The 14,458-nt window shown below is 63.6% G+C and carries 13 protein-coding genes and 1 tRNA gene; 8 read left to right on the forward strand and 6 right to left on the reverse strand.

What is annotated here, in order from left to right; genetic code table 11:
* The first annotated feature begins 58 nt into the window (after positions 1–58).
* The 7 genes from ACOOE1_RS19420 to ACOOE1_RS19450 all read left to right on the forward strand — a co-directional run bounded on the left by ACOOE1_RS19420 (position 59) and on the right by ACOOE1_RS19450 (position 7,597).
* Positions 59–544 carry a tripartite tricarboxylate transporter TctB family protein gene (locus ACOOE1_RS19420; protein ID WP_420403855.1) on the forward strand — a complete coding sequence of 162 codons (486 nt, stop codon included), beginning with the start codon at positions 59–61 and terminating at the stop codon, positions 542–544.
* Positions 545–554: 10 nt separating this feature from the next.
* Positions 555–2,243 carry a tripartite tricarboxylate transporter permease gene (locus ACOOE1_RS19425; protein ID WP_420403856.1) on the forward strand — a complete coding sequence of 563 codons (1,689 nt, stop codon included), beginning with the start codon at positions 555–557 and terminating at the stop codon, positions 2,241–2,243.
* Between the two features lie 126 nt (positions 2,244–2,369).
* Positions 2,370–3,371, forward strand: a complete 1,002-nt coding sequence (gene dgcN / locus ACOOE1_RS19430; protein ID WP_420403857.1) for an N-acetyltransferase DgcN — start codon at positions 2,370–2,372, stop codon at positions 3,369–3,371.
* A gap of 44 nt (positions 3,372–3,415) precedes the next feature.
* Positions 3,416–4,402, forward strand: a complete 987-nt coding sequence (gene dgcA / locus ACOOE1_RS19435; protein ID WP_420403858.1) for an N-acetyl-D-Glu racemase DgcA — start codon at positions 3,416–3,418, stop codon at positions 4,400–4,402.
* 4 nt (positions 4,403–4,406) lie between these two features.
* A complete protein-coding gene (locus ACOOE1_RS19440; RefSeq protein ID WP_420403859.1) occupies positions 4,407–5,255 on the forward strand; it encodes a class I SAM-dependent methyltransferase in 849 nt (282 codons plus the stop codon).
* Positions 5,256–5,292: 37 nt separating this feature from the next.
* Positions 5,293–6,456, forward strand: a complete 1,164-nt coding sequence (locus ACOOE1_RS19445) for an acyl-CoA dehydrogenase family protein (protein WP_420403860.1) — start codon at positions 5,293–5,295, stop codon at positions 6,454–6,456.
* 16 nt (positions 6,457–6,472) lie between these two features.
* Positions 6,473–7,597, forward strand: a complete 1,125-nt coding sequence (locus ACOOE1_RS19450) for a CaiB/BaiF CoA transferase family protein (RefSeq protein WP_420403861.1) — start codon at positions 6,473–6,475, stop codon at positions 7,595–7,597.
* A 68-nt stretch (positions 7,598–7,665) separates the two neighbouring features.
* Here the strand turns inward: ACOOE1_RS19450 and ACOOE1_RS19455 are convergent, their stop codons facing one another.
* The 6 genes from ACOOE1_RS19455 to ACOOE1_RS19480 all read right to left on the reverse strand — a co-directional run bounded on the left by ACOOE1_RS19455 (position 7,666) and on the right by ACOOE1_RS19480 (position 14,087).
* Positions 7,666–9,270: a TRAP transporter large permease gene (locus ACOOE1_RS19455; protein WP_420403862.1), complete on the reverse strand. Its 1,605-nt coding sequence runs from the start codon at positions 9,268–9,270 to the stop codon at positions 7,666–7,668.
* A gap of 51 nt (positions 9,271–9,321) precedes the next feature.
* Positions 9,322–9,936, reverse strand: coding sequence for a TRAP transporter small permease subunit (locus tag ACOOE1_RS19460; protein ID WP_420403863.1), 615 nt, complete (start codon positions 9,934–9,936; stop codon positions 9,322–9,324).
* Positions 9,937–10,094: 158 nt separating this feature from the next.
* Positions 10,095–11,150 carry a TRAP transporter substrate-binding protein gene (locus tag ACOOE1_RS19465; RefSeq protein ID WP_420403864.1) on the reverse strand — a complete coding sequence of 352 codons (1,056 nt, stop codon included), beginning with the start codon at positions 11,148–11,150 and terminating at the stop codon, positions 10,095–10,097.
* Positions 11,151–11,405: 255 nt separating this feature from the next.
* Positions 11,406–12,128, reverse strand: a complete 723-nt coding sequence (locus ACOOE1_RS19470; RefSeq protein ID WP_420403865.1) for an HAD family hydrolase — start codon at positions 12,126–12,128, stop codon at positions 11,406–11,408.
* Between the two features lie 88 nt (positions 12,129–12,216).
* Positions 12,217–13,050, reverse strand: coding sequence for a transglycosylase SLT domain-containing protein (locus ACOOE1_RS19475; protein ID WP_420403866.1), 834 nt, complete (start codon positions 13,048–13,050; stop codon positions 12,217–12,219).
* 62 nt (positions 13,051–13,112) lie between these two features.
* Entirely contained in the window at positions 13,113–14,087 is a 975-nt protein-coding gene (locus tag ACOOE1_RS19480) for an N-formylglutamate amidohydrolase (RefSeq protein WP_420403867.1), read from the reverse strand.
* Positions 14,088–14,323: 236 nt separating this feature from the next.
* Here ACOOE1_RS19480 and ACOOE1_RS19485 point away from each other — a divergent pair.
* A tRNA-Val gene (locus ACOOE1_RS19485) sits at positions 14,324–14,398 on the forward strand.
* Positions 14,399–14,458 lie beyond the last annotated feature (60 nt).

A 14,458-nucleotide genomic window follows, 5' to 3' on the forward strand; every position in this document is an offset into this window, starting at 1 on the left:
TCCCGGTCCCCGGGAGCCGCCGTTTGCATTTGGCCGATACGAGTGTGGAGGATAGCCGGTGGGCCGGTTGAACCGAGATACGCTGATAGCGCTTGTGCTCCTGGTCTTCTGCGGGGTCATGTTCTCCGCCAGTCTGGAGATCGAGGTTACGAACTACGGAACCATGCAGTCGAGCGTCTGGCCGCAGGCCGTGCTCGTGGTGCTGACGGCCTTCAGTCTCGGACTGCTTGGCCAGAGCATCCTGAAGCCGCGCACCGGCGAAGTACCGGCGGACGGCTCTTCCGGCGGGCTCGGAAAGTACCGCAACGCGGTCATCGTCTACGCGCTGTTTTTCCTGTTTCTGATGACGCTCGATTTTCTGGGCATGCTGCTCGGCGGCATCGGTTTCGTCTTCCTTGCGCTGACATTCCTCGGTGAACCCAGCTTGAAGCGGGTCCCGCTCCATCTGCTCGTCGCCGTGGCGACGGTCGGGATCATGTGGAGCATCTTCACGTTTGGCCTCGGCGTTCTGTTGCCGGACGGCGAACTTCTGCAGCTGAACTGAGGAGCGCGCGATGCTTGACCATATTCTCTACGCCTTCTCCGATGTTTTCGCGGTCTGGAACCTCGCCCTGATGACGGTCGGGGTCACCGCCGGCCTCATTGCCGGCGCGATTCCCGGCTTCACCATTGCCATGGCGATCGTTCTGACGCTGCCCTTCACTTTCGGGCTCAGCCCGGTCGAAGGGCTCGCAACCATGATCGGCGTCTTCGTCGGCGGCCTGTCCGGCGGTCTGATGTCCGGCATGCTGACCGGAATTCCGGGAACCCCGTCCTCCATCGCAACGACCTTCGACGGCTTTCCGCTTGCGCGCAGTGGCAAACCGGGCCTCGCGCTTGGCCTCGGCGTCTGGTCTTCCTTCTTCGGGGGCCTGATCAGCGCCGTGCTTCTGGTCACGCTGGCGCCGAGTCTCGCCGTGATCGGCCTCGAGTTTGGCCCCTGGGATTATTTCTCGCTCGTGCTGTTCGCGCTGACCATCACCGCGAGCCTGTCCGGCGAGAACATCATGAAAGGCATGATCGCGGGTGCCCTCGGTCTCTTCATCGGCACGGTTGGCGAGGACGAAGTGAACGGTGTCGCACGCTTCACCTTCGGCTTCGACGATCTCGAGTCCGGCTTTTCCTTCCTGCCGGTGCTGATCGGTCTTTTCGCCTTCAGTCAGTTGCTTTCCGATATCCAGGACCGCGTGAAAGCGCGATCCGCGCTCATGGATACGCGGGGTACCGATGCCAAGGTCCGGGTCGAGCATCTGGCGGCAATCCGCACAATTTTCTCGCGCTGGACCAACCTGGTGCGCTCGTCGTTCATCGGCGTTTTCACGGGCGTCCTGCCGGCGGCCGGCGGCTCGATCTCGAATATTCTCGCTTACGACCAGGCAAAGAAGGCGTCCCGGACTCCGGAGAAGTTCGGGACCGGCACTCCGGACGGCATCATTGCCCCGGAAGCCTCGAACAACGCCACGGCCGGCGGCGCGCTGATCACCATGATGGCGCTCGGTATTCCGGGGGATATCGTCACCGCCGTGATGCTCGGAGCCCTGCTGATCCACAATGTGCAGCCGAGCCCGACTTTCATCAGTGACAATCCGGACCTTGCCTACGCGATTTTCATCGCCTTCTTCCTCGCGCATTTCATCATGATCGCGATGCAGTCGGTGACGCTGAAGCTGTTCCTCCTGGTGACCCGGATCCCGATGTATGTGCTGGCATCGGTGATTCTCGCCTATTGTGCGATCGGCGTGTTCGCGCTCAACAACATCGTCTACGACATCTGGGTGCTGTTCTTCTTCGGCGTGGCCGGCTACATCCTGCGCCTGCTCGGCTTCCCGCTGGCGCCGATCATCCTCGGTGTCGTGCTGGGACATGTGGCCGAGCTGAACCTGTCGCGGGCGCTCTCGATCGACAACGATCTGATGCTGTTCATCAGCCGTCCCTGGTCGCTCTTCTTCCTCGTGGTCGCGGCCTTTTCGGTCGCTTTCCCGTGGTACCAGAAACTGCGCGGCACGCAGTCATGGACCCTGGCCTACGTTCCTGCACTCCTTGTCGGGGTGTCGGTGCCGATGTTCATGATGGAAGGTATCGCCCGTCCGATCATCGGAGTGGCATTGCTCGTACTTTCCGCCTATCTTCTCTGGAGAAGTGCGAAAGCCGGATGGAAAGTGGCGCCCGAAGGCGACCACGAAGTCCATCTCGAAGAAACCTGAGCCGCAGCGGCTCGCATTCCGGATCCGTCCGGAAGCGGGCCGCCCCGCGTCCGCAGAGGCCACGCACGGCTCTAGTCCTGCTCCGTCCGGGGCGATGCGTAACCCTATTTATCTCAAGGTGACGTCGTGGAAATCCGCCATCCCTATCTCATGTTCCTGGGCGATGCGCCCGATCAGCTCGCAGCCAAGACCGCGAACGGCGTGAAGGTCTGGCGCCCCGAATGGTGCCTCGGTCAGCTCCGTCTGCCGGGCTGCAAGGCCGATCTGAAGCTTCCCGACATGACCATCGAGGAAGCCGCCGCTGCCGGCGTGAAGACCGTGATCCTGGGCGTCGCGAACCGCGGCGGCGTGATCGGCGAGAGCTGGATGGTCGAGCTTGAGAAAGCTCTCGACCACGGCATGGAGATCGCGAGCGGGCTGCATACCAAGATCGCCACGATCCCCGCGCTGGCGGAAAAGGCGAAGGCCAAGGGGCTCGGCCTCTATGACGTGCGTCACCCGAAGGGCAATTTCTCCGTCGCGAACGGCAAGAAGCGGCCCGGCAAGCGGCTGCTTCCGGTCGGGACCGACTGTTCCGTCGGCAAGATGTTCACCGCGCTTGCGATCGAGAAAGAGCTGCACAATCGCGGCGTGAAGGCGACCTTCCGCGCGACCGGGCAGACCGGCATCTTCATCGCCGGGTCCGGCGTCTCCGTCGACGCGGTGATCGCAGACTTCATCTCCGGTGCTGTCGAGGAACTGGCTCCGGCCAATGAGGCCGATCACTGGGATCTGGTCGAAGGGCAGGGCTCGCTCTTCCACGCCTCCTATGCCGGCGTGACCATGGGCCTGATCCATGGCGCCCAGGCGGATGCAATGGTGCTTTGCCACGAGGCCAACCGTCCGCACATGCGCGGCCTGCCGGAATATCCGGTGCCGAGCCTGAGCGAATGCATCCCCTACTATCTGCAGGCTGCCCGCCTGACCAACCCGGATGCGAAATTCGTCGGCGTCTGCATCAATACCTCCAGCCTCGACGATGCCGCGGCGGAAGCGTTCCTGAAGCAGGCGAGCGACGAGACCGGCCTGCCGGCGGTCGATCCGATCCGCAACGGGGTCGGCGCCATCGTCGACAACATGGACATCTGATCCGGATCTGATCCGGCAATCGGCGAAGCATAAGGGGGAAGTTGATGTACCGGTCGGTCTCGGTCAGACGCGAAAAATGGCCCTTGCAGGGCGTCTTCCGGATCTCCCGCGGCGCGCGGACGGAATCGGAAGTGATCGTGGTCGAGATCGCCGGCGACGATGTCGACGGTCTCGGCGAATGCTTCCCCTATGCCCGCTACGGCGAGACGCTGGACAGCGTGACGGCGCAGATCGAATCCGTCGCGGGCGAGATCGCCAACGGCATGGACCGGGAGGGGTTGCTCTCGGCGCTGCCGCCCGGTGCCGCACGCAATGCGATCGATTGCGCGCTCTGGGACTTCGAGGCGAAGAAAACCGGCAAGCGGGCCTGGGAACTCGCCGGCCTGCCGGAACCGAAGCCCGTGACCACGGTCTATACTCTCGGCGTCGACGAGCCGGAGGTGATGGGGCAGAAGGCCAAGGCCAATGCCTCCCGGCCGGTCCTCAAGCTGAAAATGACCGGTGACGGCAAGGATCTGGAACGCGTCGCGCTGATCCACGAGAACGCGCCGGACACCAAGCTCGTTGTCGACGCCAACGAAGGCTGGACCGTCGCGCAGTACGAGGAGTATGCGCCGCAATTCGCCAAGCTTGGCGTGACGATGATCGAGCAGCCGCTGCCGGCCGGCAAGGACGAGGGGCTGAAGGGCCTGGACCGGGTCGTCCCGGTCTGCGCCGACGAGAGCTGTCACGACAGCGAGACGCTCGACGATCTGGTCGGCAAGTACGACATGATCAACATCAAGCTCGACAAGACCGGCGGCCTCACCGAGGCACTCCGGCTGCGCGACCGGGCGCTCTCCATGGGCTTCGAGGTCATGGTCGGCTGCATGGTCGGCACCTCGCTCGCCATGGCACCGGGGATCGTGGTGGCGCAGGGCGCCAAGGTGGTCGATCTCGACGGTCCGCTGCTCCTCGCGAAGGACCGCGAGCCGGGCCTGGTCTATGAGGGCAGCCTTGTGCAACCGCCGGATTTCCGGCTCTGGGGCTGATCCGGTGGGCGACCGGCCGGACGTCGCGGGGCATTACAGTTCCGACAGCGGTCTGGCCGAGCGGCTGATCGCGATCCTTGAGGCGTCGGGTATTGCCCGGCACGAGATCACAGAAGCCAATCTCCATTCCGTCGACCAGATGCATCTGCGTGGCCGCGTCGCTGCGGAAGAGTTCCTCGACGCGCTGGATATCCAAGCGGGCGACAAGGTGCTGGATGTGGGCTGCGGCCTTGGCGGGCCGTCCCGCATGGCGGCGGCACGCTATCGGGCAGACGTCAGTGGGATCGACCTGACCGCCGATTTCTGCGACGCGGCTCGGCAGCTGAACGCGCTGGTCGGGCTGGAGCGCATCCGGATCGAGCAGGGCGATGCGCTTGCCATGCCGTTTGCCGACGACAGTTTCGATGTCATTTTCACCCTGCATGTGGCGATGAACATCGCCGACAAGCCGGCGCTCTACCGCGAGATTGCTCGTGTCCTCAAACCCGGCGGGCGGTTTGGGCTCTACGACATTGTCGCCGGATCGGGTGAGCCGGTGCATCTGCCGGTTCCCTGGGCCACTCTGCCCGATCATTCGCACCTCGTCCCGGCCGAAGAGGTCGAGGCCGCGGTACATGCCGCGGGCTTCGTCACGGAGCGGTTCGAGGACCAGTCGACCCTGGTCGAGGCTTATCTCGATGCGCAGCGGGAAGCCCGCCAGGTTCGGGCGGAGCAGGGCGCTCCGGAGCCGCCCTCTGGTGCGCCCGTCATCATGGGCGAGGCCTTTGCCCGGAAACAGAAACACATCTATCGCAATTTGAAGGAGGGTCGGATCGCGGTCCGCCTTGGTATCTTCCGGTTGCAGGAAAAGTGATCGAAAGCGGCCGCAAAGGCCGCAAGAGGGAGGACCCATGTCGACCGATGCCGAGGTGATCGCCGAGATCCGGCGGGCCGTAGCGACGCTCTGCGCCGATTTTCCGGGCGAGTACTGGCGCGAGAAGGACCGCGAGCGGGCCTATCCGACGGAATTCGTGCAGGCGCTGACGGAGTCCGGTTATCTCGCGGTTCTGATCCCCGAGGAGTACGGTGGCAGCGGCCTCTCGATCAGCGCCGCCGCGGCGATTCTGGAAACGATCCACCGCAGCGGCTGCAGCGGTGGCGCTTGCCACGCGCAGATGTACATCATGGGCACGCTGCTCCGGCACGGCTCTGAAGAGCAGAAGCGGAAATACCTGCCGAAGATCGCCAGCGGCGAGCTCCGCCTGCAGGCCTTCGGCGTGACCGAGCCGACCAGCGGCACCGACACGCTCTCGCTTTCCACCACGGCTGTGAAGAAGGGCAATACGAAATACGTTGTGAACGGGCAGAAGGTCTGGACCTCGCGCGCCGAGCATTCCGACCTGATGCTGCTGCTTGCCCGGACCACGCCGAAGGAAGAGGTGAAGAAGCGCACCGAGGGCCTCTCGGTCTTCATCGTCGACATGCGCGAGGCCAAGGGCAACGGTCTTGAGATCCGGCCGATCCGCGCCATGGTCAACCACTCCACGACCGAGGTCTTTTTCGACAATCTTGAGATCCCGGCCGATAGCCTGATCGGCGAGGAGGGAAAGGGATTCCGCTATATCCTCGACGGGATGAACGCGGAGCGCATCCTGATCTCCCACGAGAGCCTCGGCGACGCCCGCTGGTTCATCGAGAAGGCGACGAAATACGCGAGCGAGCGCAAGGTCTTCGGCCGGCCGATCGGGCAGAACCAGGGCATCCAGTTCCCGATCGCGAAGGCCTATGCCGAGACCGAGGCGGCGGCGCTGATGGCGGAGAAGGCGGCGCAGCTCTTCGAGGCGGGCGAGCCCTGCGGCGCCGAGTCCAACATGGCGAAGATGCTGGCGGCGGAAGCGGCCTGGGCGGCGGCGGATACCTGCCTGCAGACTCATGGCGGCTTCGGTTTCGCCGAGGAATACGATGTCGAGCGCAAGTTCCGCGAGGCCCGGCTGTTCCGGACCGCGCCGATCTCGACCAACATGATCCTCGCCTACATCGCGGAGCATGTCCTCGGCATGCCCCGCTCCTACTGAGCGGGGAGGCGCTGTCATGACAAAACCTCTCGACGGAATGCTGGTGCTCTCCATCGATCAGGCGGTGGCTGCGCCCTATTGCGCCTCCCGGCTCGCCGATGCCGGTGCGCGGGTAATCAAGGTCGAGCGCGCGGAGGGCGACTTCGCCCGCGGCTACGACCACGAGGTCCATGGCGAGAGCGCTTTCTTCCTCTGGCTCAACCGGGGCAAGGAGAGTCTCGTCGCGGATCTGAAGAACCCGGACGACCGCGCGCTGCTGCACCGGATCCTCGCGAAGGCGGACGTCTTCATCCAGAACCTCGCGCCCGGCGCGACGGACCGGATGGGCCTCGGATCGGACGAGTTGCGCAAGCGCTATCCGCGGCTGACCACGGTGGATATCAGCGGCTATGGGGACGAGGGGCCCTATGCCGAGATGAAGGCCTACGACTTCCTCGTCCAGGCGGAGAGCGGACTGATCTCGGTGACCGGCTCGAAAGAGGAGATGGGCCGGGTCGGGGTTTCGATCTGCGACATCGCCTGCGGCATGTTCGCCCGGATCGCGGTGCTCGAGGCGCTGCTGCTGCGCGGTCGGACGGGCGAGGGGAGCCAGATCAAGGTTTCTCTCTTCGGCGGCATGACCGAATGGATGTCGCCCTGGCTGCTGCATGAGGCCTACGGGGTGCTGAAGGAGCAGCGGATCGGTCTCAACCATCCTGCCATCGTGCCCTACGGGGCCTACGCCTGCGCCGGTGGGGACATGATCCTGATCGCGGTGCAGAACGACCGCGAGTGGCGCAAGCTCTGTGCGTCCGTGCTCGGCGACGAGAGTCTCGCGGACGACGAACGCTTCCGCACCAATACCGACCGCGTTGCCAACCGCGAGGGTGTGAATGCCGCGATCGACCGTGTCTTCGGAGGCCTGACCCGCGAGCAGGTGAAGGAGAAGCTTAAAGCGGCCGGTATCGCCTTCGGGGCGATCAACAGCGTCGCGGACGTGCTGGCGCATCCGGCGCTGCGCCGTGTGCCGGTTGAGACGCCTGTCGGCACGATCGAGACCGTTGCGCCCCCGGCGAGCTTCACCGGCATGGACAATACGTTCCGTCCGGTGCCGCGCCTTGGCGAACATAGTGAGGCAATCAGGGCCGAATTTTCGGCCTAAAGATACTCTTCTCCCAAACGAAAACGCCCGGCTCGAAGCCGGGCGTTTTTTGTTTTGTCTCGGTCCTGCTAGTTCAGCAGCACGCTTGGCAGCCAGAGCGTGATTTCCGGAATGGCGACCACGATCCCGAGGCCGATCAGCTGCAGGATCACGAACGGGATGATCCCGCGATAGATCTGCTGCATCGAGACCATCTCCTTGGCCACACCCTTCATGTAGAAGAGCGCGAAGCCGAAGGGCGGCGTCAGGAAGGAGGTCTGCAGGTTGATCGCGACGATGATCGCGAACCAGTAGAGCACCTGCTGCTGTACAAACTCGATCTGCGCATTGTTCGTCGGCACTTCGAGCCCGAGATGCGGCGCGAATTCCGGAGCCATGGTCTGGATCACCGGCGCGAAGACCGGAAGGATGATCAGCGTGATCTCCAGCCAGTCGAAGAAGAAGCCGAGGATGAAGACCACGAACATCAACATGAACAGGAGCGGCCACGGGCCGAGCTCGAGCCATTCGATGAACTCGATGATCAGGTCTTCGCCATAGACGTTACGGAAGATCGTCGAGAAGGCCGTCGCGCCGACGAAGATCAGGAAGATCATCGCTGTGGTGAGACCTGTCCGGTGCACGACGTCGCGCAGCACTTCCTTGTTCAGCGTCCCGTTGGCGAAGGCCAGGATCAGGGAACCGAAGGCACCGACGCCGGCGGCTTCCGTCGGCGTCGCCCAGCCGGCGAAGATGGAGCCGAGCACGAGCGTGATCAGGAAAATCGGCGGCACGAAGCCCTTCAGGATACCGCCGAGATAGCTGTCGCCTTCCATGCGTCCGATGATCATCGAGATCCCGAACACCATCAGGAAGCCGATCAGACCCCAGTTGAACACATCCGCGAGATGGGATTCCGCCATGATGTAGCAGAAAGCCATGGCTGCGGCGCTGAAACCGAAGAATTTCAGGATGTTCTTCTTGTTGCTGGGTTCCATCTGGATCGCGTCTTCCGCGATCGCCGGCGCCTTCTCCGGCGAGATGATCCCGATCACCACGATGTAGACCACATAGAGGCCCGACAGCAGCAAGCCCGGGAAGATGGCCCCGACGAAGAGGTTGCCGACAGAAACGGCCAGCAGGCTTCCCATCAGCACCAGCATGATCGACGGCGGGATCAGAATGCCGAGGGTCGCGCTGGCCGCCAGAGTGCCCGTCGCGAGCGAGCGGTCGTATTTCTGGGAGATCATGGTGGGAAGCGCCATCAGGGTCATCATGACGACGGAGGCGCCGATGATGCCTGTGGTCGCCGCCATGATCGTGCCCATGACGGTCACCGCGAGGGCGAGGGCCCCCGGAACGCGACGGAACAGGACCTGCAGGATATGAAGGAGGTCTTCCGCGACCCTAGACCGTTCCAGCATGGTTCCCATGAAGACGAAACATGGGATTGCCACCAGAATGGGGTTCTGGATCGCTCCCGAAGCCCCGTCACCGCCCCAGATCCGCTGCACGACCTGGAAGAAGACCGCGAAATCGAGCACGTCGAGCCAGATCCCGAGGAGACCGAACGAGACCGCGACGCCGCCGAGCGCGAAGGCCACGGGGAGTCCCGTGAAGAGCATCAGCGCGAGCGCAAGGAACATGTACGCTCCGATGAACTCGTAGAAATGATCGTAAAGAACCTCAAACATCTTGGATATCGCCGCCCCTGGATTTATCGCCGGTTTTCATGATGAATCCGCTCATTCCGGCTTGTGGTGCTCGTAGTTGAAGATTTCCAAAGCGTCTCTCGCTTCCTCATGCTCTTCGCGCGTGCCGAACAGGTAGGCCGCGAGCCGGAACAGGGTGGCGAAGATCGCCAGCGCCAGAACGACGCAGCCGATCAGCATGAAGCCCTTGATGACGTAGCGCCAAGGAATACCGGTCATGGATTCCGAGCCTTCGCCCTGCAAATAGGAGATCGAGACCAGCACCCAGGATTCCCAGGCAACCGCGAACAGGAACGGAAGGGCGAGTACCAACAGCCCGATGAATTCCATCCAGGCCTGCTTGCGCGGCCGAACATGCTCGCGGAAGACGTCGACGCGGACATGTGCGTTGGCGAGATATCCGAACCCGAATGTCAGCAGCAGGATGATGCCGTGCAGGTGCCACTGCATGTCCTGAAGGATAGTCGAGACCGAGTATCCGTAGTCGATGGAGAACTGGGAGAAGTAGAGGCGAATGAAATCCACCTTCCGGGTCACAACATCGAAGACGATCATGAGCACGAGCGGGACGATGAGCCATGCCGCCGCCTGGCCCGCTTTTCGGGACCATCGATCAAGAACGCTCGCAAGGTTAAGCGCGGCTTTCATAAATGAAACCCCATTTGGATGAGAGTGAGAGACTGATCCCTTGAACCGCTCGGTTGCTGGAAGCGGTCTGACCTTGTCGAGCCGGTCCGTTCTCAAGGGGCATCAAACAGAAAAGTCGGGAGACCCTTCGAAAAGGGTCTCCCGCATTTAAGCGTCTCTTATTTCAGGTAACCGCGGTCACCCCAGACCTTGAAGCCCTCGTTGAACTTCGTGTAGCTGTCCCAGAGCTTCTGGACGTCGGGGTTGGCCGCCAGCTCTTCCGCCAGCACTTCTTCCCACTTCGCCTTGAACTGGGCGAGCTGGTCGGACGTCCAGTTGACCATCTCCACGCCGTCTTTCTCGTTGGCGATCATCGCCTCGAACTGGGAGGCTTCGCCGTCGGCGATCATGTCGGTCACGTTCTTGTCGCACGCGATCTCGAGCATGGCCCGCTGACCGTCGGACAGAGCGTTCCACTTGTCCATGTTGATCAGCAGTTCGTTGGAGGTGGACTGCTGGTGCCAGCCCGGGAAGTAGTTGTACTTGGCGATCTGATAGAAGCCGTAGGAACGGTCGATCGCCGGCATGGAGAATTCGGTGGCGTCGATCGTGCCACGCTCCAGGGCCGGGTAGATGTCGCCGCCAGCAAGCTGCTGGGTCGAAACACCGAACTTCTGCATGACCTTCGCGCCGACGCCGAAGAAGCGCATTTTCAGGCCCTTCAGCTCATCGAGGCTCTCGATCTTCTTACGGAACCAGCCGGAAGTCTCCGGCGGGATCATGCCGCAGAGCAGATATTTGATGTTGTCGCGGCCGTAGAGTTCCTCGCCGATCTGCGTGCCGCCGCCATATTTGAACCATGCGACGAATTCCGGCGCTGCCGGGCCGAACGGCCAGGTCGACAGGAACGCGTAGGCCGAGTTCTTGCCCTGGTTGGCGCCCGGGGTACCAAAGGCCGCGTCGATCGCGCCCTGGCTGATCGGGTCGTAGTAGGCATAGCCGCCGGTCAGAGCGCCCGGCTCGAAGACCTTGATGTCGAAATCGCCGTCGGACATCCGTCCGATGCCTTCGGCGATACGGTGCGGCGGCGGGCCCAGAACCTTGACGTTCTGGCCGAACGCAGCGTGCATTTTCCAGCGAACTTTCTTGGCCTCGGCATCGCCGGAACCAATACCAATCGCCACAGTCGAAGCGATCGCAAGCGCTCCAAACGTCTTAAGCAAACCCAATTTCATGAGTTACCTCCCTATTTCATTATCTAGCCGGACCCGGTTTTCCGGATCTCGTTACTTAACCCCACAGTCAGTTTCTGCCGGCGTTCGGTAACTGGTCCGAGGCCGTTGGGTCCCGTGGTGGCCGAAGTATTGCCACGTTTCCGCACGCCGTCAAAGCCTTCGAGTCCAAGGGGCCTGCCGGGTCCGGGGTTTTCCCGGCATGAGGAAATACATCGATGTATACGTTATTTGGCTTGAATTCCGCAGAGTTCTGCGTCAAAGGGCCCGCTTGAGCAGGTGCGGCAGATGGCCCACATCCGGGATGATAAAATCTGAAATTTCTGTCAGCTCGAACTCCGGCGTGGCGCCAGTGAGTACGCCAACGGTCGCGCAACAGCCTGCCGCGCGGCCGGCATCCATGTCGGCGGCATTGTCCCCGACCATCACCGCATGCGAGGCCTCGAGGCCGGAAGCCGCAAGAAATGCCCGGATCATGTCGGGGGCCGGCTTGGGGGCGTGCCCGCTGTCGTAGCCGGCGACGAAATCGACCAGATCGCCGAGGCCGAGCCGGCGGATCATGTCCCGTGCGCCGCGTTCGGCGTCGTTCGTCACCACCGCGATTCGGATATCCCGGTTTCTCAGAGTCGAGAACAGGGCGCCGAGGTCGCAGACCGGGGTCAGGTTCCGGGCCGCGTGATCGAGCCAGTAATCGTCGAGCCAGTCGGCCAGGTCGGCGGTCGGGGGCAGGCCCGGAGCCAGGCTGCGCCAGAGCGTGGCGACCTCGAGCGCCGTGCCCTGGGCGAGGAGGGTTCCCGGCGCGATCGTCCGGGCGTCGGGATCTCCGCCGGCGGCGCGGGTGAGGTCGTCCGCATCGGCGTCGATGCGGTGAAGGTCGACAAGGTCCCCGGCCACGGACAAAAGGCCCGGCAGCCACGTCTTCTGGAAATCTATGAGCGTGCCGTCCTTGTCGAACGCCACGCCGCGGACCGGTCCTGGCACGGGCGATTCTCCCTGTTGCGCGAGCGTGAGCGGGCAAGCTCGCGCGCCGGAGATCTTTTCGCAAGCTCTACTGTTCGGCCCCTGCCGATCAGTTTGCGCTGGCCACGAACCCGGCGGCGGCCTGCCGCTCGGCTTTCAGTTTCTGCCAGGCGGCGAGCTTGCTGGCCCGGCGATCCTCGAACTCCTGCTTGAGCCGGCGCGCGGTCTCGGATGCGATCTTCAGCTGGCGGGCGGCACGAGCCTCGCGGATCGCCGCTTCCTGTTCGAGCTGTTCGCGCCGGGCGTCCGCCGCCGCGCTGAGGGCATCGGCACGGGCCGCCGAGCGGGCGGCGAGTTCGATATCGTCGGTCGAGGGATCCGCCATCGTGAGCGCGACACCCTTGTAGGCCTGCTGCTGCAGGCGGGAGACCGCATGGCGGTAGGTCCTGCCGCGGGTCTCGTTGCCGGAATGGTAGTGCTCGATCGCGTCGCGCCAGGAGCCGTGGCGTTGCTTCAGCTCCGTGAGGAAACGCGCCGCATACTCGGTATTCCTGTCCGGATCGAAAGCCTCTTCGAGACTGTCGAAGGCCTTGCCGTGATAGTGCAGGTTGATCTGCATGCAGCCGACATCGATGTTCGTGATTCCTTTCGCCAGCAGGCGCCGGACCTCCGCCATAGCCGCGATCTTGTGCGGGAAGTGCCGGCCTTCTCCGCCGGAGGTCACCGTCCAGGGCCAGGTGAAGCTTTCCTGCCGCTCGTCATTCCAGCGCCCGGTCTCCTTCAGCGAGATCGCGAAGAGGAGGTGGCGCGGGATCCGGTGCTCGCCTTCGGCGTGACGGGTGGCGTTCGCACACATCCGGTCCGAGGTTTCGCTTGCCCCGGAAATTCCGGCAAGAACCAGCAAGGGGGCGGCAAGAATGGCCAGTCTGGACAGAAAGCGCATGGTCTAACTCCTTTCGGAAGCAAAGAAGCAAGGACCGTGCCGTAATCGTCAGGTGGCTGCGTTCATTCCGCCGCGGCCCGGACCGCGCCCGCTCCGGTCGCCGCAACCTGCAGTGCGGCTTCGGAGAGATCGGCCAGGAGCGCGGCCATGTCCTGCTGCAGCGGTGCGAGACCGGCGCGCGGTTCGATCCGCCGCTCGTCCATGTAGAGCGCCCGGTTGATCTCGATCTGCAGAACGTGGATGCCGAGCGCCGGGCGCCCGTAATGGCGGGTCACGAAGCCGCCGGCATAGGGACTGTTGCGCCGGACCGTGTAATGCCGGGCCCGGAAGAAACTCTCGGCCCGCGCGATGAAGAGCGGCGCGGCAGTGACCCCGTGACCGTCGCCGAGCACGATGTCGATCGGCCGGCGTTCGCTGCGCACATGCCGGACCGCGCTGGAGGGCATGGAGTGGCCGTCGATCAACAGGCAGAAGCCGAACCGTTCCAGCGCCTCGGCGATCAGCCGCTGCAGGGCCCGGTGATAGGGGGTGTAGTAGCGCTGGATCCGCTCCTCGGCCTCGGCGAAGGTGAGCTTGCGGCCGTAGACTGGCTCGGAATTCGCCACCACCCGGGCAATCGTCCCGAGCCCGGCGGAAATCCGGATGCTTTCGGTCACCGCGCCGTCGGGCAGCGGGTCGGAGAACATGCCGGGGTCGAGTTCATAGGGCTCGCGGTTGACGTCGACATAGACCCGCGGGAAGTGAGCGGTCAGCAGTGGTGCGCCGGCGCGGCTCGCGCCCTCCAGCACCTGCTCCATGAAGCTGTCTTCGGAGGAGCGCAGATCCAGCGGACCGAGTCGCGACGCCTCGACCAGGTCGTGCGGATAGATCCGCCCGCTGTGCGGCGAGGCGACGACAAGGGGACTGGCGGGCGCATCCGGGCGCACGATGCGGTAGATTTCGGCGATCTCGTCCGGCACCAGCGGCACCGGGTGGGACGCAACGTCGCCCGAGGACAGGAACCCCGGCTCGATGATCGCGCCGACCTTGTCATCCATCGCAGTTTCGCATTTCAACCCGCAGTCTCCGCGTGCCGCTCCCGTCCCCCAAACCTAATATGGATTCCGGCGATGGCAAGCGTCACGCGCCCCGGACGGGAGGGCGCGCCGCACCGTGCCGGGCGGGGCGTCAAAAAGTGAGCGAAAAGCATCGAAAGAGGTCTTGCAAATCGATCTGACGCTGGCTATACACACGCCTCCTTCGCGCGGCGCTTTTCCCGAAGCCGCGAGAGATAGGGCGCGTAGCTCAGCGGGAGAGCACTACGTTGACATCGTAGGGGTCGCTGGTTCAATCCCAGCCGCGCCCACCATTATTTCAATAACTTAGCCGATCTGTCGATTGCTTGCCGCGCCTCCGGGAGCGCAGAATC

The organism is Nisaea sp., assembly GCF_965216895.1.
Lineage (GTDB): Bacteria > Pseudomonadota > Alphaproteobacteria > Thalassobaculales > Thalassobaculaceae > Nisaea.

Excerpts from the sequence above, each read along its gene's own strand:
- ACOOE1_RS19425 (WP_420403856.1), top strand. The coding sequence starts at position 555 with ATGCTTGACCATATTCTCTACGCCTTCTCCGATGTTTTCGCGGTCTGG.
- dgcA (WP_420403858.1), top strand. The coding sequence starts at position 3,416 with ATGTACCGGTCGGTCTCGGTCAGACGCGAAAAATGGCCCTTGCAGGGC.
- ACOOE1_RS19445 (WP_420403860.1), top strand. The coding sequence starts at position 5,293 with ATGTCGACCGATGCCGAGGTGATCGCCGAGATCCGGCGGGCCGTAGCG.
- ACOOE1_RS19450 (WP_420403861.1), top strand. The coding sequence starts at position 6,473 with ATGACAAAACCTCTCGACGGAATGCTGGTGCTCTCCATCGATCAGGCG.
- ACOOE1_RS19455 (WP_420403862.1), bottom strand. The coding sequence starts at position 9,270 with ATGTTTGAGGTTCTTTACGATCATTTCTACGAGTTCATCGGAGCGTAC.
- ACOOE1_RS19460 (WP_420403863.1), bottom strand. The coding sequence starts at position 9,936 with ATGAAAGCCGCGCTTAACCTTGCGAGCGTTCTTGATCGATGGTCCCGA.
- ACOOE1_RS19465 (WP_420403864.1), bottom strand. The coding sequence starts at position 11,150 with ATGAAATTGGGTTTGCTTAAGACGTTTGGAGCGCTTGCGATCGCTTCG.
- ACOOE1_RS19475 (WP_420403866.1), bottom strand. The coding sequence starts at position 13,050 with ATGCGCTTTCTGTCCAGACTGGCCATTCTTGCCGCCCCCTTGCTGGTT.
- ACOOE1_RS19480 (WP_420403867.1), bottom strand. The coding sequence starts at position 14,087 with ATGGATGACAAGGTCGGCGCGATCATCGAGCCGGGGTTCCTGTCCTCG.